The 18981-nt window shown below is 53.6% G+C and carries 16 protein-coding genes; 4 read left to right on the top strand and 12 right to left on the bottom strand.

The window, feature by feature from the left end:
- Positions 1-94 precede the first annotated feature (94 nt).
- From C3432_RS25215 to fdnG, 6 genes are all read right to left on the bottom strand, one after another.
- On the bottom strand, positions 95-781 hold the full coding sequence (locus C3432_RS25215; protein ID WP_103780065.1) for a response regulator transcription factor: 687 nt from the start codon (positions 779-781) through the stop codon (positions 95-97).
- Between the two features lie 4 nt (positions 782-785).
- Positions 786-2279 (bottom strand): sensor histidine kinase, encoded by a 1494-nt coding sequence (locus C3432_RS25210; RefSeq protein ID WP_103780063.1) that lies wholly within the window; start codon positions 2277-2279, stop codon positions 786-788.
- Positions 2280-2296: 17 nt separating this feature from the next.
- Complete coding sequence (locus C3432_RS25205; RefSeq protein WP_103780061.1) at positions 2297-3634, bottom strand: vWA domain-containing protein; 1338 nt, start codon at positions 3632-3634, stop codon at positions 2297-2299.
- A gap of 167 nt (positions 3635-3801) precedes the next feature.
- A complete protein-coding gene (gene fdoI / locus C3432_RS25200; protein ID WP_103780059.1) occupies positions 3802-4437 on the bottom strand; it encodes a formate dehydrogenase cytochrome b556 subunit in 636 nt (211 codons plus the stop codon).
- A complete protein-coding gene (fdxH, locus tag C3432_RS25195) occupies positions 4434-5336 on the bottom strand; it encodes a formate dehydrogenase subunit beta (RefSeq protein WP_103780057.1) in 903 nt (300 codons plus the stop codon). The genes fdoI and fdxH overlap by 4 nt, the downstream gene beginning before the upstream one ends.
- A 12-nt stretch (positions 5337-5348) precedes the next feature.
- Positions 5349-8399 carry a formate dehydrogenase-N subunit alpha gene (gene fdnG / locus C3432_RS25190; protein WP_146050969.1) on the bottom strand — a complete coding sequence of 1017 codons (3051 nt, stop codon included), beginning with the start codon at positions 8397-8399 and terminating at the stop codon, positions 5349-5351.
- Positions 8400-8586: 187 nt separating this feature from the next.
- Here fdnG and fdhD point away from each other — a divergent pair, with 187 nt between their 5' ends.
- Entirely contained in the window at positions 8587-9423 is an 837-nt protein-coding gene (fdhD, locus tag C3432_RS25180; protein ID WP_103780051.1) for a formate dehydrogenase accessory sulfurtransferase FdhD, read from the top strand.
- A gap of 128 nt (positions 9424-9551) precedes the next feature.
- Positions 9552-9764, top strand: a complete 213-nt coding sequence (locus tag C3432_RS25175; RefSeq protein ID WP_103780049.1) for a YdgH/BhsA/McbA-like domain containing protein — start codon at positions 9552-9554, stop codon at positions 9762-9764.
- A gap of 783 nt (positions 9765-10547) precedes the next feature.
- On the opposite strand, the gene C3432_RS25160 is transcribed toward C3432_RS25175, so the two are convergent.
- From C3432_RS25160 to C3432_RS25135, 6 genes are all read right to left on the bottom strand, one after another.
- Positions 10548-12293 carry a putative frv operon regulatory protein gene (locus C3432_RS25160; protein WP_103780047.1) on the bottom strand — a complete coding sequence of 582 codons (1746 nt, stop codon included), beginning with the start codon at positions 12291-12293 and terminating at the stop codon, positions 10548-10550.
- Entirely contained in the window at positions 12293-13363 is a 1071-nt protein-coding gene (locus C3432_RS25155) for an aminopeptidase (RefSeq protein ID WP_103780045.1), read from the bottom strand. Before C3432_RS25155 ends, C3432_RS25160 begins: the two co-directional genes overlap by 1 nt.
- Positions 13353-14798: a PTS fructose-like transporter subunit IIBC gene (locus tag C3432_RS25150; RefSeq protein ID WP_103780043.1), complete on the bottom strand. Its 1446-nt coding sequence runs from the start codon at positions 14796-14798 to the stop codon at positions 13353-13355. Before C3432_RS25150 ends, C3432_RS25155 begins: the two co-directional genes overlap by 11 nt.
- Before the next feature lie 10 nt (positions 14799-14808).
- Complete coding sequence (locus tag C3432_RS25145) at positions 14809-15255, bottom strand: PTS fructose transporter subunit IIA (protein WP_103780041.1); 447 nt, start codon at positions 15253-15255, stop codon at positions 14809-14811.
- Positions 15256-15436: 181 nt separating this feature from the next.
- Positions 15437-15760: an AzlD domain-containing protein gene (locus C3432_RS25140; RefSeq protein ID WP_103780039.1), complete on the bottom strand. Its 324-nt coding sequence runs from the start codon at positions 15758-15760 to the stop codon at positions 15437-15439.
- Positions 15760-16419 carry an AzlC family ABC transporter permease gene (locus C3432_RS25135; RefSeq protein ID WP_103780037.1) on the bottom strand — a complete coding sequence of 220 codons (660 nt, stop codon included), beginning with the start codon at positions 16417-16419 and terminating at the stop codon, positions 15760-15762. The genes C3432_RS25140 and C3432_RS25135 overlap by 1 nt, the downstream gene beginning before the upstream one ends.
- Positions 16420-16519: 100 nt before the next feature.
- Between C3432_RS25135 and C3432_RS25130 the strand changes: the two genes are divergently transcribed.
- Positions 16520-17068 carry a helix-turn-helix domain-containing protein gene (locus tag C3432_RS25130; RefSeq protein ID WP_103780035.1) on the top strand — a complete coding sequence of 183 codons (549 nt, stop codon included), beginning with the start codon at positions 16520-16522 and terminating at the stop codon, positions 17066-17068.
- Positions 17069-17407: 339 nt separating this feature from the next.
- Positions 17408-18805: a carbohydrate porin gene (locus tag C3432_RS25125; protein WP_103780033.1), complete on the top strand. Its 1398-nt coding sequence runs from the start codon at positions 17408-17410 to the stop codon at positions 18803-18805.
- The last annotated feature ends 176 nt before the right edge of the window (positions 18806-18981 follow it).

The raw sequence follows: 18981 nt of genomic DNA, 5'->3' as shown, positions 1-18981 counted from the left end.
ATTTGGCGGGCATCACGCACCCGCTCAGGTGAATGTCATTAATGATAACCGCAATCGAGCTACGGGATATACCCATGACATCGCAATGTGTGCGTTACGATACCTGATATCGATACCCCAGACCATGCACCGTTCGGATTAGCTGAGGATGATTGGCGTCCTGTTCTATCACTTTGCGTAACCGGGAAATGTGTTGATCCAGCGTGCGGCTGTTGGGGACATAATCGTAGCCCCATGCGGCGTCAAACAACATGTCTCTGGTAACTACCTGATTTTTATGGTGCTCCAGGCAGCTCAGGATTTGCACCTCCCGCAGAGAAAGTTCCAGCTTCTGCTCGCCGCGCCATGCGCATAACTCGTTGGGAAAAACCGTTAAATCCCCGAAGGGAAAGCTGAGCCTGCTTTGCGGGGCATTATGGCTTAAGCAGCGGCGGGCTATGGTCTTTATCCTGGCCCGTAGCTCGTGGATACCAAAAGGTTTGCTGATGTAGTCATCCGCACCCAGTTCCAGCCCGACAACGCGGTCAATTTCCTCATCCTTCGCGGAGAGAAACACTATGGGGATATGCTCATTGTGTCGACGAATCTCACGGCAAACGCTGTAGCCATCCATTTCGGGCATCATAATGTCCAGCAGAACGAAGTCTGGCATTTCGCGATGATAGAGAGTCAACGCGGCCCGACCATCGGCGGCGGCAATCAGGGTATAACCTTCACGCGACAGCGCATCAACCAGGCCCTGGCGAATATTGGCATCATCTTCCGCAATCAAAATTTTCATATTCTCATCCTTGAGGCAGTATCAGGGTAAAGCGTACGCCGGGATTTTCCGCCGTAACGAGAATTTCTCCCTGCAGGCGCTGCGCCAGCTGAGAGGCGATAGTCAGCCCAATCCCGGTTCCCGAAACCCCTTCGGTGATGGACGACTTAACCCGATAAAACGGTCGGAAAATCATCTTCATCTCTTTCTCCGCGATGCCTGGACCATAATCACGAACGGCGATCTTAATATGTTCCGGCGTGGTTGTTACCTGGATATCAACCTGCTGACCTGGCATGGCATATTTTTCCGCATTACTCATAAAGTTGCTGATAATTTGCGTGATGACGTCGCGATCGGTCTGCAAGGTGAGCTTTTCAGGACAGGTAATATGAATTTTCATTCCCCTGGCCTGTAGGGCAGGGGTAAAGATGTGGGCAATCTCCGTAATAAGGCAGGAAATATCCACCTGCCGGAGATGCAGCTTAGGCGCTCGCGTAAAGGTCAGGATGTTCTGGATAAGCCGGGTTAACCGTTGCCCTTCCTGAGTGATGACGTCCAGGTAGCGCTGTTCTTGCGTCTGTTCATCATCCAGTCCTTCGCGCAGCAGTTCAGCATAAAGCGTGATATTGGTCAGCGGGGTTTTCAGCTCGTGTGAAACCTGGCTGACAAAATCCACCTGCTGGCGCGCCTGTCGCGCGGTGCGGGTGTATTCCCGCCACAGTGAATAGCTCAACAGGGCAACAGCCGAGAGCAACAGAACAATTAACAGACTCCCCCATAGCCAGACGTGCCAGAGAGATGACGTCACACCATAAACGTAGATTTGCCACGTGGTCAGCGGATAATCCAGCGTACGCGAATCCAGCAGCGTTAGCTGATTCAGGTCTGCCTGTGCGTTCTGATAAAGCTGACGACCATTTTCAGTGACCCGAACGATCTGCTGCTCTTGCGGATTTACCTGAATGTTATTCGCAATATCCATCATCAGTTGCACATATGAAAGGCGAAATCCGATGATAGTGTGGCCTTTTTGCTGCCAGTAAATCAGCAGCGGCTCCTGCGTTTCATGGGTCATAAACCATCCGGCCTGCGGCGTTTCCTGCTCACCGTGGGCGATATGGCTGATAAGCTGGCTGGGATCGTTAACCAGCGAAGACAGCTGCTGTGCCCACTCTTTATCCTCATTACTCAGCGGCTGGCGCTCATCGGGATAGAGAAGCTGGTTTTTACGCAGGGTAAACACGGCGGCAATATCGCTGTCATTCTCTTTAAGGGTGCTGAGCGCGGCGGCATCATCTGGTTCGATAAAATCGCTGATAGTATGCAGGCGTGAGGCCTTTTGTTGCAGGAGGCTTTCGATTCCGGCAGCAACACGGGTGGTCTGGGCTTTGGCCTGCGTCTGCGTCTGGTACTGACGCAACAGGACTTCATGCTCCAGAGTGCGAATACCCAAATAAGCAAGCAGAAGAAAAAACATCAGCGTGACGATGAGATAAATCAGCTTGCCTTTGGGCATCCAGCGCTCCTTGTGGATTAGTTCGCTTTCGAACTCTGATTTTGGGTTTTATAGTTTTGTTCTTTCAGTGATTTACGAGACGCTTCTTTACTTTCAGTTTCCAGCTTTTGCAGCAGCTGACGGTTCTCTTCCGCGCTTTCCTGCGCTTTCATTCTTGGCGCCGGTGCGCTGAGCGGCAGAGAGCTTAGCGCGTCAACGCTGCCCATCAGCACCGCTTTCGCTTCATCCATTTTGCCTTCGTCGATGAGCTTTAAAGCCTGCTCGTTCTGGATGGCCGATTTTTGAATTGCCGAATCAACGACCACATCTTCCACCTGCGCTTTTTCTACCTCGCTGGCTAACGCGGTGTATGTAATGGTCATTTTTTCATCCCAGCGATCTTTCTGGCGGGTGGCGAGGTTGTCATAGCGCACATTCACATCAGCCAGTGGTTTGCTCTGTGCCGCGCTGCCTTTCGCCGGAAGCACCTCCAGCATGACATATTTCTCCTGGTTGGCGTAAAGCTGATTCAGTTTTACGGTGACCGTGTTATCGCGGATATTGCCTTCGCGTCCCAGCAGACGTAATGGTTTCACGCTATCGGCCACTTTGATTTCCACCACCACATCCTGGGCGACAACGGACATCACATCACCAAACTCATGGGCAAACGCCTTTTCCAGATCGGCCGTGTTCTGCACAAAAACGTGGTTGCCATCGCTGTATTGCGCAATTGCGGCCATTAAATCCTCGTTGTAGCCGTTGCCGATACCCATCGTTGTGATGGCAATGCCTTTGCGGGCCGCGATTTTGCCCAGTTCCGCCAGCTCGCTGGTTGAAGACGGGCCGACGTTTGCCTGACCGTCAGAGAGCAAAATAATGCGGTTAACATGGGCTTTATCGAGATATTTACTGGTTTCTTTAATACCGCGACTGACGCCAGCAAACAGCGCGGTGCCGCCACGGGCGGTCAGCCGTTCACGGATCTGATGAATGAGCTTTTCTTTATTGCCGAGCTTAGCCGCTGGCACAATGACATCCACGACGTCATCGTAAATCACCACGGAGAGCATATCCTGGGCGCTTAAGGTATTCACCGCCATCACCGCGGCTTCTGTGGCTTGCTCAATACGATCGCCACTCATCGAGCCCGAACGGTCGATTACCAGCGCAAGATTAATCGGGCTACGTTTGGTGGCATTTAGCGGAAACCCTGTCAGGGACACTTTGAGGTAGTTTTTGTCCTGCGTATTTTCCAGTACAACAGGGGAGGCCAGTTCAGATTTTATGGCCACTTTCGGAGCAGTCTGCTGTGCGCCCGCTGTTGTCGCCAGCAAACCTAACGTCAGGGCAGCGAAGAGGTGTTTCAGATTCACGATACGTCTCCTTGTCAAAAGAATCGCTTCCATTCTCATGCGGTCTGCATCCCGTTTGGTCTGATACCTGTATAAAGTTGTCAAAAAGTTGTCAAAAATTCACCGCATCCGCTAAAAAAATGGCGCCGATATACGACGCCATTTTAAGATCCACAAAGCACGACCGCTTACGGTTGGCTCTTATCCTGCTTTTCGCGGACTTCGCGGTACCAGCGTGGATGATGTTTCTTCGCCCACGAGCGGGTAACCCAGCCTTCGACCATCGCAGTAATCGTGCCTTTTACCCACAGCGCGGCGTAAATATGCACCATGATAACCACAATCAGCGCCACGGCGGCAAATGAATGCAGCATTAACGCGAAGCGGATCACCGGGATGGAGAACGCTGGCGCAAAGTACGGACGCCAGATGATCACACCGCTCACCAGCAGCAGAAGCAGGAAGATAATCGCCGCCCAGAACACGCATTTCTGGCCGAAATTATACCGCCCGGTGTCGCCCACTTCCTCGTTGACGACGATCTTACGAATGTTCTTCGCCCAAAAGATATCGTCACGGTTGATCAGGTTGTGATGCCAGTAACGGAAGAACATGATGATGAACGAGGCGAACATGATAACGCCCACGAACGGGTGAAGAATTCTCGCCAGTTGCGGAGTACCCATGATCTGCATCAGCCAGTTGAAGGACGGGAAGAAAAAGCCCAGCCCGCTCACCGCCGCCAGCACGAAGCAGAAGGCGGTGACCCAGTGGTTGATGCGTTCCGGCGCGGTGTAGCGCACGATGGTGTCACGTCTTTTCATTTGCGCACCTCGTCTTTCTCTTCATGCAGATTGTCCTCTTCCTCATCCGCACGGTTCGGACCGACACCGACGTAGTGGAAGATGCTCGCTGCGAAAGTGGCAGCAAAGCCAACCGCTGCCAGCGGTTTCCAGATACCCTTCCAGAACTTCACGGTGGCGCTGATTTCCGGGTTCTCCGGCAGGCCGTGATACAGATTCGGCTTGTCGGCGTGATGCAGCACGTACATCACGTGCGTCCCCCCCACGCCAGCCGGATCGTACAGGCCCGCGTTGTCGTAACCACGGGTTTTCAGCTCGCCCACGCGTTCAGCCGCCAGCGTTTTCATATCCTCTTTAGATCCAAAGTGGATAGCGCCGGTTGGGCAGGTCTTCACGCAGGCGGGTTCCTGGCCTACCACCACGCGGTCAACGCACAGCGTACATTTGTAGACGCGGTTGTCTTCCGGGTTGAGGCGCGGCACGTTAAACGGACAGCCCGCAATGCAGTAGCCGCAGCCGATGCACTGCTCAGACTGGAAGTCGACAATCCCGTTGGCGTACTGAATGATTGCCCCTTCCGCCGGACACGCCTTCAGGCAGCCCGGATCGGCGCAGTGCATACAGCCATCCTTACGGATGAGCCATTCCAGTTTGTCGTTCTGCTCCACTTCCGAGAAACGCATTACCGTCCAGGATTTGGCGGTTAAATCCGCCGGGTTATCATACACCCCGACGTTGCTGCCGATTTCATCACGGATGTCGTTCCACTCAGAACAGGCGACCTGACAGGCTTTACAGCCTATGCAGGTGGTGACGTCGATAAGCTTCGCCACCTCTTCCTGATGCTCCCGCGCACGCGGCGCAGGGGTGAAACCGTTAGTCGCGGAACGACGGATAATATCTTGAGATTGATAAGCCATAAGTCGTCTCCGCTACACCTTTTCCACGTTTACCAGAAAGGACTTGAATTCTGGCGTCTGTGAGTTCGCATCGCCGACGGACGGCGTCAGGGTGTTAGCAATAAACCCTTTCTTCGCCACGCCTTCATAGCCCCAGTGAATCGGAATACCGATGGTATCAATATCCTTGCTGTCGGCCTTCAGCGTGCGGATACGCTTGGTCACCACCGCTTTGGCTTTGATATAGCCGCGGTTGGAGGAGACCTTAACGGTATCGCCATGGGAGATACCCAGTTTATTCGCCAGCTTCTCACCAATCTCCACAAACTGTTCCGGCTGCGCGATGGCATTCAGCAGCGCATGTTTGGTCCAGTAGTGGAAGTGCTCGGTCAGACGATAAGTGGTTCCGACATACGGGAACTTATCGGCTTTACCCAACGCTTCGGCGTCGCCCTTGAAGATACGGGCGGCAGGGTTAGAGATAACGTTCGGGTGCAGCGGGTTCGTACCCAGCGGCGTTTCAAACGGCTCGTAGTGTTCCGGGAACGGCCCTTCCGCCATCTTGTCGAGAGCAAACAGGCGACCCATTCCTTCCGGCTGCATGATGAACGGTCCGACATCGCTGCCGGGTGCGGCGGCGCTGTAGTCCGGAATATCCATTCCACCCCATTTCGCGCCATCCCATTTCAGGATCTGGCGCTTCGGATCCCACGGATTTCCCTGTGGATCAGCGGAAGCACGGTTGTACAGGATGCGGCGGTTCAACGGCCACGCCCACGCCCAGCCCAGCGTATTGCCAAGACCTGACGGGTCTGCGTTGTCACGACGCGCCATCTGGTTGCCTTCCGGCGTCCAGCTACCGGCGAAAATCCAGCAGCCGCTGGCGGTGGTGCCGTCATCACGCAGCTGAGCAAACGAGCTGAGCTGCTGGCCTTTTTTCACGATCACAGCACCGGTTGCCGGATCGACAAGATCTGCCAGCGCCTTACCGTTGTTCTCCATCGCCACTTCTTCCGAGGCCGGTTCATGCGGGGTGGAGTAGTTCCAGCTCATGCTCAGCACCTGTTCCGGGTTGGCGCCGCTCTGTTCGGCGTACATCTTACGCAGACGCAGGAAGATACCGGCCAGAATCTCGCCATCGGTGACGGCAATCCCTGGGGCGTCCGCGCCTTTCCAGTGCCATTGCAGCCAGCGGCCGGAGTTAACGATTGAACCGTTCTCTTCAGCGAAGCAGGTGGACGGAAGACGGAACACTTCGGTCTGGATTTTCGATGGATCAACGTCGTTCGACTCACCGTGGTTTTGCCAGAAGGTGGACGTTTCGGTGTTGAGCGGATCGATAGTCACCAGGTACTTCAGTTTGGACAGTGAAGCAATCGTCTTGTTTTTGTTCGGGAATGAAGCGACCGGGTTGAAGCCCTGGCAGATGTAGCCATTGACTTTGCCCTCTTTCATCATTTCGAAGTATTGCAGTACGTCGTACCCTTTGTCCCATTTTGGCAGCCAGTCAAAGCCCCAGCTGTTTTCCGCCGTTGCTTTATCGCCGTAGAAGGACTTCATCAGTGAGACGAAGAATTTCGGGTAGTTGCCCCAGTAGTTTACCTGGTCTTTCAACAGCGGTTTCGGCGTGTTGGCGGTCAGGTAGGTTTGCAGGTCAGCCTGTTTTTCGTTCGGCAGCGTCAGGTAACCCGGCAGACTTTGCGACAGTAAGCCCAGATCCGTCAGCCCTTGAATATTCGAGTGACCGCGCAGGGCGTTAACACCGCCGCCGGCCATCCCCATATTGCCGAGCAGCAGCTGAATCATCGCCATGGTGCGGATGTTCTGCGAACCGATGGAGTGTTGCGTCCAGCCCAGCGCATACAGGAACGACGCGGTTTTATCCGCGCGGCTTGTTTCTGCAATGTACTCACACACCTTCAGGAAGTCGGCTTTTGGCGTGCCGCAGATATTTTCCACCACATCCGGCGTATAGCGGGAAACGTGCTGTTTCAGCAGGTTCCAGACGCAGCGCGGGTGTTGCAGCGTCGTATCGCGTTTGGCAAAGCCGTTTTCGTCCAGCTCGTAGTTCCAGCTGGTTTTGTCGTACTTGCGTTTATCCGCGTCATAGCCGGTGAACAGGCCATCTTCGAAGCCAAAATCTTCACGCACGATCAGGCTGGCGTTAGTGTAAGCCTCAGTGTATTCGCGGTTATATTTTTCGTTAGTCAGCAGGTACAGTATGACGCCTGACAGGAAGGCAATGTCAGTACCTGAACGAATTGGCGTATAGAAATCGGCCACTGACGCGGTACGCGTGAAGCGCGGATCGATAACAATCAGCTTCGCGCCGTTGTGAATTTTGGCTTCCATCGCCCAGCGGAATCCTACCGGGTGAGCTTCAGCGGCGTTACCGCCCATCACCACGATGAGGTTGGCGTTCTTGATGTCGACCCAGTGGTTGGTCATCGCACCGCGACCAAATGTTGGAGCAAGACTTGCTACCGTTGGTCCGTGTCAGACACGCGCCTGGTTGTCGACCGCGAGCATGCCGAGCGCGCGGGCAAATTTTTGCGTTAAAAAGCCGGTTTCGTTACTGGATGCGGAAGCGCACAGCATCCCGGTGGAGAGCCAGCGGTTAACGGTCACGCCTTCGGCGTTTTGAGCAATGTAGTTGGCGTCACGGTCTTCTTTCATCAGCTTAGCGATGCGGTCGAATGCCTCATCCCAGCTGATTTGTTGCCATTTATCTGAGCCTGGCGCGCGGTATTCCGGGAACTTCAGGCGGCTTTCGGAGTGGATGAAATCCACCAGACCGGCCCCTTTCGGGCAGAGCGCGCCACGGTTAACCGGATGGTCCGGGTCACCTTCGATATGGAAGATAGATGCTTTGGCGTTTTTTGCACCGTCGCCGAGGCTGTACATCAACAGCCCACAGCCAACGGAGCAGTAAGTGCAGGTGTTACGGGTTTCGCGGGTGCGCAGCAGTTTGTATTGCCGTGTTTCCGCGAGCGCTACGCTGGGTGCAAAACCCAGTGCCGCCGCCGTGGTGCCTGCCATACCGCCAGCGCAGATCTTAAAGAACTGCCTTCTGCTGACCTGCATGGTTCACTCCTTGTTTCGACATTGTCACATCCCTTCCACATTCATGAGTGCCGGGGCGTGATTGTTATTTTTCTTTGCGGACGGGACCGCAAAGGTCCAGAATTGGGTCAATTTCCCTCCATCCAGGAGGGGTTTGTGACAGAATACCACAATGTTGGTACGCGTGTTCTTATACGGTTAAAAGAAAGTGAATAAGATACATCCAGAAGAAGTCCATAATGTGACAAATATCACAGGCTTTCGCCAGCTCACCCTCTGGAAACGCGAGGATTTGCAACATCCTCAGCCGGACGAGGTAGCGGAAGAAGTCCCCGTTGCGCTGGTATACAACGGTATTTCCCACGTGGTGATGATGGCTTCGCCGAAAGATCTTGAGCATTTTGCGGTGGGTTTTTCCCTGTCAGAGGGAATTATTGAAAGCCCAGGCGAGATCTTCGGGATGGATGTGGTCCCTTCCTGTAACGGTCTTGAAGTCCAGATTGAACTCTCCAGCCGCCGTTTTATGGGACTGAAAGCGCGCCGTCGTGCGCTGGCCGGGCGAACCGGATGCGGCGTTTGCGGCGTTGAGCAGCTCAATGACATCGGCAGGCCAGTTCAGCCTTTACCTTTCTCCCAGCGTTTCAGCCTGGCAAATCTTGACCACGCGCTAAGACATCTGAATGATTTTCAACCCGTGGGGCAACTCACTGGTTGCACGCATGCGGCGGCGTGGATGATGCCGTCGGGCGATCTGGCGGGTGGGCACGAGGATGTTGGTCGTCACGTGGCGCTGGACAAACTGCTTGGCCGTCGTGCCGCCGAAGGCGCCGCCTGGCAACATGGCGCGGTGTTAGTCTCCAGTCGCGCGAGCTATGAGATGGTGCAGAAATCGGCAATGTGCGGCGTGGAGATTCTGTTTGCGGTTTCCGCAGCGACGACGCTCGCCGTTGAAGTGGCCGAGCGCTGCAACCTGACGCTGGTGGGTTTTTGCAAGCCGGGCAGGGCGACGATTTATACTCATCCCCGGCGTCTTACCGCTGAATAAATAATTGTCAATTAATTTGAATGAGATGGGCAAATCCTTCCGCTTTTAGTTGCCTGAGTATCAGCCTATGATTTATTAAATCAAGGCATAGTGCCTTACTCAAACAACAAAACTAAAGGGTTTATACCATGAAAAGCATCAAAACTTTTGTCGCAGTCATCGCTCTCGCTACTTCTTTCGGTTCTTTTGCCGCCCAGTCAATTACTGCTACCGGCTCCACGCTGGACAGCGCTGAAGCAAAAATTGCGGCTCAGGCACAGCAGGCGGGCGCCAGCGATTATAAAATCACCTCTGCTTATACCGGTAACCGCGTGCACATGACCGCTGAACTGCTGAAATAACAATATCGCCATTGTCGAAGTAAGCGCCTCAGGGGCTGATGCCAACCGTTTAAGAGATAACGGAGAATTTTTAACAATGGCAAAGGGTTCCGTTCACCATATGTTCATTGTTTCTCTGAAACCCTCATTCCCGTGAACGGGCAAGGGAGGCTCGCCGCCGCCTCCCTTGCAACCCAGGCTCCCGGCAGGGAAAATCGCCACTTCGTGGTCCATTCGCCTTATGTCGTCTTCCTTCGGGTCGGGGACGAGCCTGCGTCCATGCAGGCCGTCCCCTCCGCCCGCATCCCTGCGGGCGGACCCGGTCATCCGCCAACGTCTCATCGATTTTCATGCCGGACCAGGCCCATCGCTTCAGCACGCTGACTTTCAGTTAAATCCGTTTCGCTTTAATAAAAATACAGACCGCACAAGGGGCCAGGTGTGGAACAGTCCGGCTGAAAATTGCCGACGTGTTTCCGTAAGGCCGGGAGAACCCGCATGGATGCGGGTTCAGGGCGCGTTTTGCAGGGTCGCTACATCGCGCCCGGCCCGGTAGCCTGGAGGAATAAACGGAGGGTATCGCGAAGCGACAATTTTCCTGCCGGGAGCCGGGATTGTTAAGGGTGCGGCGATAGCACCCTTAACCCGTTCACAGGAGCAGGGATGTCAGAAAGGCGCAGAACATGACGTGAACGGAATAATTAACCGAATCCGGCATATTGAGTCTTCCCCGCACAGGGCTTTGCGGTTAATCAATCCTTAAGTGACCCGCATCACCCCCTGAGGCGCTTTTGTTGTCGGCTATTACTGTTTTAACAGCGCAATAAACGCCTCATGCCCATTTAATCCGCAAATAGTTTCTGCCGGATGGCGGTACAGCACGCTGGCCAGATAGCTGAATATTTTTAACTCATGACGCGCATCGGCGGCGGCACAGGCAATCAACACATGGCTGACCGGTTCATTGTTAACCTGCACGGGATGGGCCAGGGTGACAAAGAATCCGCGAAAACGGCGCTCCTGTTCACTCCAGCAGTGGGGGATGGCCAGGTGATTGACAATCAGGTTCTCACCTTCACTTTCACGGGCGCAGATGCGCTGTGCTTCATCCTGGGTAATATGCGCCTGAGCCATGAGCCGGACGCAAATTTGGCGGGTGATGCTGAGCCAGCCTTCTTCCGGGGTATTCGGATAGTGGAAACTGCCTGATTCAGAAAAGAAACGCTCCGGCTGCTGGCGAATAAACGCCGTGGCGAGATAGCTTTTAATCTGCTCTGTGCCGGAGGCTGTAATGATGTTTTTAATGGTCAGGACGTTTCTTGAGGAATCGTCCAGCAAATAGTGGCTGTTATTGACGATCAGCAGTGGCTCAACCTCCTGACTGATGGCCTTCACCTCACCGGGATTTCGCGCAATCATTACCCGACAATTCAGTACGTCGCGCTCAATAGCCTGCTGATTAATGGTGGCAATGGCGTTCTGATCGGATAACAAAATGATCGGCTGACGCTCATTTTGATGCCGCTCCAGGGCACAGGCAAAATAGAGCCCAATCAGGTCACTGTCGAATAGCGGAATATCTAACCGTTCGCGCAGCAGGGCGATAAAGCGCAGGCTCATATCGAAGGCGGCGGGCCAGGCTGCTTTCAGGTTATTCATGCTGCTCTGGCGATGTTCCGGTATCCACAGGGGGGCTGAAACACACCTCAGTAAATGTCCGGTGATGTTATCGGTCAGCTGGGTGTCGATAATATTCAGCGAGGCGACGCCAGGTATGCTTTGTAACAGAGAAACCACGACATCGGTGGAAATGGTCATTGCCTGCCGCTGCCGGTTTTCCAGAAGACCAATCAGCGTTGCGCACGCGCGATCGCCCAGATAGATCCCTCCCTGCTCCACAACTTTTTTCAGCGTGGCATGTCGACATTCCGGCCCTGCGGTGGAGAGCTGATTACGCAGGGCATAGACCGCCAGTACCAGACTGGCAAGATATTCTCCGGACATCAGAGGAAACTCATCCAGGTGTTCGCATGCCGCGCTAAGCCGCTCGATGTTGTCCCGGGTAATGCCCGGTAGTGGAATCAATAACGGATCTTTTTTAAGCAGATTCGCCAGCAGGATAAGGCGTTTTTCTTCTGGTTCATCAATAAAATGACCGACGCCCGGCCGGCTGGCCAGGCAAAATGCGCGCTCATAGCGCTGCTTCAGGCGCGGCAACCGCTCTGCAACCCAGGTTTCGGGCAGGTTGAGCGCAGAGGCCAGCTGTGCCCGGGGCGTGAAGGTGTTCAGCAACAGGAACGCCAGTAACCGATCATCATTATCATGACGTTGCAGGAGCTGGAAAAAGCTGCGCCTGTCGACGATTTCCAGCTGATAGCCCGCGCTGCCGCCGGGTTGAATACGGGCCTTACCGCTGAGCGTGAAGTTGAGATAATCAATATCGCGCAGGATAGTCCGGCTCGAAACACCAGTTTGCCGCGCCAGCTCGCCCAGCGAGCATGGCTGCTGTTCGAGGCTGTCCACGATGGCTAACTGGCGCTCGTTTAACATTAACCCTCCTGGCGAAAATCGGTGAAGGACTTCACTTTTTCCACCGTCAGTGAGGTCAGCAGTTCGCGCACCAGCGTAAACAGCGCATCATAATCTGCGGCGGAAATCATACCGCTGTTAGCATGCAGATAGCGGGTGGGCAGGCACAGCGCGGCGACCGGACGCCCGCCGCCCATTACGTTATAGCGCCCGCCGTCCGTTGCCCCGGTTTTCATGGTGCAAAACTGCAAGGGGGCGTCGCTTTTTTTCGCGCTCTCTTTTAAGGCCGCGACCAGCTGCTGACTGGCGAAATAGCGTTTATCAAACAGCATCAGACCTGGTCCTTTGCCCAGCCTGAGCGGATATTTAATGCTGTCGATACCGGGCACGTCGCCGGCGACGGCGGTATCCAGCACGATCACCACGTCAGGTTTGATATGCTCCGCCGACGTTTGCGCCCCGCGCAGGCCAACTTCTTCTTCAACGCTGCCAACGCCGTAGAGAGTGATTTCGGGGTTATCCACCGCCTGTAAAAGTTCTGCCATCAGGGCGCAGCCCACCCGGTTATCCAGCGCTTTGCCGACAATCTTATCTTCTCCCCAGCGGGCAAAGTTAGCCTCCGGGCTGATGAAGTCGCCAATCGCAATGCCACGTTTTTCCACCTCTTCACGGCTGTTCGCACCCATATCAATGAACATTTCGTCAAATGTCAGCGGCTGCTGTTTCTGCTTGTCCGTTAAGGCATGAGGGGCGACGGAGCCGATAACGCCGGGTACCTTCACGCCGTTGCGGGTACGAATGGTGACCCGGTGGTTCAGCATCGACTGGCTCCACCAGCCGCCAATGGTGGTGAAGCGCAAAAAGCCAGCATCATCGATATGGGTTACCATAAAGCCGACTTCATCCATATGGCCCACTACCGCCACCTTCGGCCCGCAGTTGCCTTTGCGGGCGACAAAGCTGCCGAGACCGTCAAAAGTGATTTCATCCGCGCAGTGTTCCAGCGTGTTAATGAGGAGGGTGCGAACTTCCTGCTCATCACCGCTGACGGCGCTGGCTTCACATAATTGCTGAAGTAACTCAATGTTCATGGGCAAGCTCCTGTTGCGCGGCTTTACGCCTTAGCCACAACCCTTTCAGAATGATGATTAACGAAATGTTCAGCGCCAGACCCATCGCCAGCACCAGATAAAACGACCCCACCGGAGACATCAGGCCAATCAGCGGGTCAAAGATACCTAACCCCGGCGCGAGACGTTTGATTCCGAAGGCGATCACCAGCATGCCGGTAATGCCGCCGGAAAGCGTATTGGCGGTAATCATCGGCAGTGGCGCAGCCAGTGCGTAAGGGATCGCCGGTTCGGTGGCGACGGTTGCGCCGACCACAATCGCGCTGCTGGCGGCGGCTTTCTCCAGTTGGGTAAACAGCTTCGGTGCCAGATAAGTGGCGATACCCGCCGCGACGGGCGGCATCAGCGCGACCACGCCGACGATGGCGTACCAGTCATAGATATGTTTTTCCAGCAGCGAGAAGCAAAAGAACCAGGCGGTTTTATTGACAGGCCCGCCCATATCAAATGCCAGCATCGCACCTACGAGGAAAGCCGCGCCCATTTTCATTGAGGGGGGAATGGTATTCAGGAAATGCAACAGGCCGCCCATAAGATCGGACATCACCGGCCCGATGACGTAATAGGTCAGCACGCCAAACAGCAGCAGGGTGACAAACGGGATCAGCATTGAACCGAGCAGCGGCTGAAGCGCTTTGCCGAGGCGCACTTTGCGAAACCACAGCACGAAGTAGCCGATCGCCAGCCCCAGCACCACCGCACCGAGAAAACCCGCGCCCGACTGAGTGCCGAGCAGACCTTTATCATTGGCCAGATAACACACCAGGAATGCCGGAGCAAACGCGGGTTTGTCTGCAATCGACCACGCGATATACGCGCCCATAATCGGGATCATAAAGGTGAAGCCCAGATAGCCGATGGATTCGACAATCCAGGTAAACGACGGCGCGCCTTTCGACATATCGGTATAGGGTAAGCCAAACTGCACCAGCATATTGGCGATAGCCACCAGAATACCGCCGCCGATAACAAACGGCAGAGCCGCAGAAACCCCCGCCATCAGGTGGCTCATCACGCTGCCCTGTTGCACATCTTGTTTACCCAGCTTCACGCCGCTGTCTGCGGCAAACAGCTGTGAATGAGAGGGTAACCGGGTAAAAATCTGGTCGATATTCTTCAGCGCCTGGGAGATGGCGATCTCAAACACCTTTTTCCCGGCGAAGCGTGCGCGATCTTCACCGCTCAGGCCGCGACCGGTGGCCAGAATAACGTAATCGGCAGCGGCAATCTCTTCACTGGTCAGTCGGTTTTCGACGCCGCTTGAGCCCTGGGTTTCAACTTTAATCGTATGGCCGAGCGAGCGCGCTTTTTGCTCCAGCGCTTCTGCAACCATGTAAGTGTGGGCAATACCCGCCGGGCAGTTGGTGATCGCCACTAAACGTAAGGATGACTCCATAGCCGCTTCCCTATGAGGTTAAGGTCTGATTTAACAAAGTGAGTACCTGACTGACATCACCCTGTTTCAGTTGGTTGATAAAATCCTGGTGGATGATTTTGCGGCACAGGGTGCCAATGATTTTGACCTGGGCGTCCTCGCCGGTTTGCGGCACGCCGAGGCAGATCCAGCAGTTGACGGCTTCGCCATCGCTGGCCTGCCAGTCAACCTGCTGGTCTTTACGGGCGAACAGAACAAAGGGGTGTTTCACGCAGGCGCTTTTGCCGTGAGGGACGGCGATACCCGAACCAAATCCCGTAGAATGCAGTTTTTCCCGCATCAGGAGCGTTTGCAGGAAGGCGCTGCGGTCAGAGACGTAGCCATTTTGAAGCGCCATATTCGCCAGTTGCTTGAGGATGGCATAAACGCTATTCCCCTGAATATTCAGGTCAATGCAGTTAGCTGTAAGGGCTGTCATAGTGGGACTCCGTTAAAAACTGTTTAATTGATTTTAACGGTGAACCGGTGAAGAGATGAGCGGCAATATGTCAGGGGGGAGTGACAATTTGAGGCAGAGTTAGCGCCTGTTTTTGTGGGGTAAAACACATAACGCTACAGGTAATTACCCTGATGAATATTTCGCCAGGGTAATTATATTTTTAGTGTATGCCCACCATTCGTAGCAGTGCGGTTACCACCGCGGCGGCAACGATCACCAAGATTAGCGGCATTTTGCGCCAGGCGAGAAATACCGCAAAAGCCACGCCGAGCACGCGCGCCATTCCGGCAAAATTCTCTCCCTCGTAAAAAGTGGTTGCCAGGGCGACGGAGAACAGTAACACCGTTGCAGCATCGGAAAGCAGCGCCTGTGAGCGTTCTGAGAACGCTAAACGGCTTCCAAGCTTAGCTCCCCCTAAACGCATTAAATACGTTCCCAGAGATAACATGGCGATCCCAACGATAAACAGCGTCATATTACCCATTATTTTTTCCTCGTCAGTAAGCCAAGCAGGGAGAGCAGAACCGGTAGCCCCACCGGGGCAAAGGGGACGGCGGCAAGCGACAGCGCCGCGCCGCTACAGGCGCGGACCAGCGTGGTGCGGTTTTTAAATGCCGGGACAACGAGTGCCAGTAAAATTGCCGGGAAAACCGCATCCAGCCCGATCGTTTCCGGCGCCGGGAGCAGCTTGCCGACGACAGTACCCAGCAACGTTCCCAGCGGCCACAGGATCGCCACGCCAAGGCCGCACAGCCAGTAGGCGGCTTTACGCTGCTCTGGCGTTTTTTGCGACAGACCGAACACCACGCTTTCATCATTCATGATATGGCAGCCAAAAAAGCTGGCGGTGCGTGTGCCGACCAGATCGCGTACCGTCACGCCAAACGGGATGTGACGAGCGTTAACCAGCAAACCGGCCGCGGCGGCTGCCAGTGGATTACCACCGCTGGCGACAATGCCGATAAACATAAACTCGGACGCCCCGGCCAGTACAAAAATGGAGAGTACAAACGGTACCCAAATGGGGAAGCCGTAGGCTATTGCCAGCGAGCCGTAAGACATGCCGACAATCCCGACGGCCAGACACACTAAAAATATTGCTTTGACGGTGTCTCCTTTGAGACATGAAAAAGGGTGTTTCATACTCTTTAGCCATATCGAACGAATTTCCATTATAATGAACGTAGAAAATTTGTTTTACAAGGCGAACGATTCGTTCGATATAAAAAACATGGAGTCGTGTATGACACAGCCCATCAGTGTGATTGCCAAAAGTCTGGTTCGTGAACGTCAGCGTACCGGCCTGTCGCTGGCGGAAATCGCCCGACGAGCGGGAATCGCAAAATCCACGCTTTCTCAGCTGGAAGCGGGTAATGGCAATCCCAGTCTGGAAACGCTCTGGTCACTGTGTGTGGCGTTAGATATTCCCTTTGCGCGCCTGATGGAACCGCAGGAGCAAAAAACGCAGGTGATTCGCCGCGGCGAAGGGACAAAAGTCGTGGCCGAGCAGGCCCACTATCAGGCCATTTTACTGGCCGCCTGCCCACCGGGCGCGCGGCGGGATATCTATCTGCTGCTGACGCAGCCGGGCGCGGATCGTATTTCACAACCGCATCCACCGGGATCGGTTGAACATATTATCGTAACGCAGGGTAAGGCGATGGTGGGATTGACGGAAGCGCCGGAAGAGTTAGGTGAGGGCGATTATATTTGTTACCCCGCCGATCAAGCGCATATCTTTAAAGCACTGGAGCCTGACACTCAGGCGATCCTGGTGGCTGAACAGAATTAATTGAACGTTTATTAAATAAAAGCGCAGCGATTATCGTTCGCGCTTTTTTATTATTTGTAATTATATTTCGCTGTGAACCATATAAAATTGTTTTTATTATTTTGTGTTAATTTCAGCACTAGTGTTATATCCCTCACATTCTTAAAAATATCCACGTTACACATAAAAATCAGTATGATAATAAATATTAGCCTGTACTGGTGCCACGTTTTAATGTTCTGATTTTATTTCAGTCATCGGCATCGTATTACCTATAAAAATAATTTTTTTTTGATTTGCATATTGCGCGTCTTCCGGTCGGAAGACGTTGGGCGTTCTTTATTTCAAGGAAAGCAAATAATGAAGAAATCGACGTTAGCTTTAGCAATCGGTCTATTATTAGTGGCAAATAATGGCTTTGCTAAAACGCAAAAAATGACTCTGGAACAGCGGCTCGAACAACTGGAAGCCCGGCTGGAAGCAGCGGAAAACCGTGCGGCAAAAGCGGAAAATCAGGTGCAGCAATTGCAGGTACAGCAGGCTGCGGAGATCCAGGAAATTAAAGTTGCTCAGGGGAATACGCCAGTCAACGGCACAACGCCCGCACAAGAGACCAAAAAGAACGCCACCACTCCTAACCTGGTGCTCTCCGGCTATGGCGATTTGAAAATCTACGGCGACGTGGAATTCAATATGGATGCGGAAAGTCGCAAAGGAACGCTCACCAGGCTCAACGAAGATAATACGACTGAACAGTGGGATATGGATGGCCGTATCCTGATTGGTTTCGACGGAATGCGTAAGCTGGATGACGGGCGTTTTGCGGGTTTCTCTGTGCAACCGTTGGCGGATATGTATGGCAAAATGAACCTTGATGATGCTTATTTTAACTTCGGTCAGGAAAATGACTGGAAAGTAAAAGTCGGTCGTTTCGAAGCTTACGATATGTTCCCGCTGAATCAGGATACCTTTGTTGAGCATTCCGGTAATACGGCCAACGATTTGTATACCGATGGTCAGGGCTATATTTATATGATGAAAGAGGCTCGGGGCCGTTCCGATGCTGGTGGTAACTTCCTGTTAAGTAAGCAAATTGATAACTGGTACTTTGAACTGAACTCGCTGATTGAAGACGGTACATCGCTTTATGCCGACGGTGATAATGTTGCTGCTGAAGGGCGTACCTATCATGGCCGTGAGATGGTAAAAGAGAAAAACGTTGTCTACCTGCGTCCTGTTGTTTCCTGGTCGCCAATGACCGAACTCTCTTTCGCAGCAGCAATGGAATCGCAGGTGGTAAATAACGCCTACGGATACACCAGTACCGGTGAGTTTGTCGATCAGTCCGATCGTACCGGTTACGGTTTAACCATGACGTGGAACGGTTTGAAAACCGACCCGGAAAATGGCGTGGTGTTCAACCTGAATACCGCTTATCTCGATGCGGATAATGAAAAAGACTTCACTGCTGCGGCCAACGCCCTGTGGAAAAACTTCGAACTTGGTTACATTTACGCGCATAACAAAATCGATGACTTTGCGGAGGGTTTTGTATGCGATAACGACTGCGTCATCACTGATGAAGGGACTTACGATATCCATACCGTCCATGCTTCTTACCTGATCCCGAATGTGATGGATATGCAGAACTTTAATATCTACCTCGGTACTTATTATTCCAAAATCCAGAGCGATGAGAAAATTTCCAGTGACGACGACCGTTACGGCGCGCGTCTCCGCTTCAAATACTTCTTCTGATTTTCTGTTCTCAGGCGCCTGGATTCAGGCGCTTTTTTCTTAGAGCCTGGTCATCAGGCTTTTATTTTTCCACCCGGTTATTTTTGATTTTGAACTTGTCGGCGCGGTTGTCGCTACACGAGTCGTTAAATGCCGTCCCGTCTTCCAGTTTGGTGACGCCGGAGACTTTCAGCATC

The organism is Citrobacter amalonaticus, from assembly GCF_002918555.1.
In the GTDB taxonomy this organism is placed as follows: Bacteria; Pseudomonadota; Gammaproteobacteria; order Enterobacterales; family Enterobacteriaceae; genus Citrobacter_C; species Citrobacter_C amalonaticus_A.
Note: the sequence above shows the minus strand (reverse complement) of the source record. Positions and strands in the feature narration are given on the sequence as shown.

Excerpts from the sequence above, each read along its gene's own strand:
- C3432_RS25145 (WP_103780041.1), bottom strand. The coding sequence starts at position 15,255 with ATGACAGCCCTTACAGCTAACTGCATTGACCTGAATATTCAGGGGAAT.
- C3432_RS25175 (WP_103780049.1), top strand. The coding sequence starts at position 9,552 with ATGAAAAGCATCAAAACTTTTGTCGCAGTCATCGCTCTCGCTACTTCT.
- fdxH (WP_103780057.1), bottom strand. The coding sequence starts at position 5,336 with ATGGCTTATCAATCTCAAGATATTATCCGTCGTTCCGCGACTAACGGT.
- fdoI (WP_103780059.1), bottom strand. The coding sequence starts at position 4,437 with ATGAAAAGACGTGACACCATCGTGCGCTACACCGCGCCGGAACGCATC.
- C3432_RS25140 (WP_103780039.1), bottom strand. The coding sequence starts at position 15,760 with ATGGGTAATATGACGCTGTTTATCGTTGGGATCGCCATGTTATCTCTG.
- C3432_RS25125 (WP_103780033.1), top strand. The coding sequence starts at position 17,408 with ATGAAGAAATCGACGTTAGCTTTAGCAATCGGTCTATTATTAGTGGCA.
- C3432_RS25130 (WP_103780035.1), top strand. The coding sequence starts at position 16,520 with ATGACACAGCCCATCAGTGTGATTGCCAAAAGTCTGGTTCGTGAACGT.
- C3432_RS25160 (WP_103780047.1), bottom strand. The coding sequence starts at position 12,293 with ATGTTAAACGAGCGCCAGTTAGCCATCGTGGACAGCCTCGAACAGCAG.
- C3432_RS25215 (WP_103780065.1), bottom strand. The coding sequence starts at position 781 with ATGAAAATTTTGATTGCGGAAGATGATGCCAATATTCGCCAGGGCCTG.
- C3432_RS25150 (WP_103780043.1), bottom strand. The coding sequence starts at position 14,798 with ATGGAGTCATCCTTACGTTTAGTGGCGATCACCAACTGCCCGGCGGGT.
- C3432_RS25155 (WP_103780045.1), bottom strand. The coding sequence starts at position 13,363 with ATGAACATTGAGTTACTTCAGCAATTATGTGAAGCCAGCGCCGTCAGC.
- C3432_RS25210 (WP_103780063.1), bottom strand. The coding sequence starts at position 2,279 with ATGCCCAAAGGCAAGCTGATTTATCTCATCGTCACGCTGATGTTTTTT.
- C3432_RS25135 (WP_103780037.1), bottom strand. The coding sequence starts at position 16,419 with ATGAAACACCCTTTTTCATGTCTCAAAGGAGACACCGTCAAAGCAATA.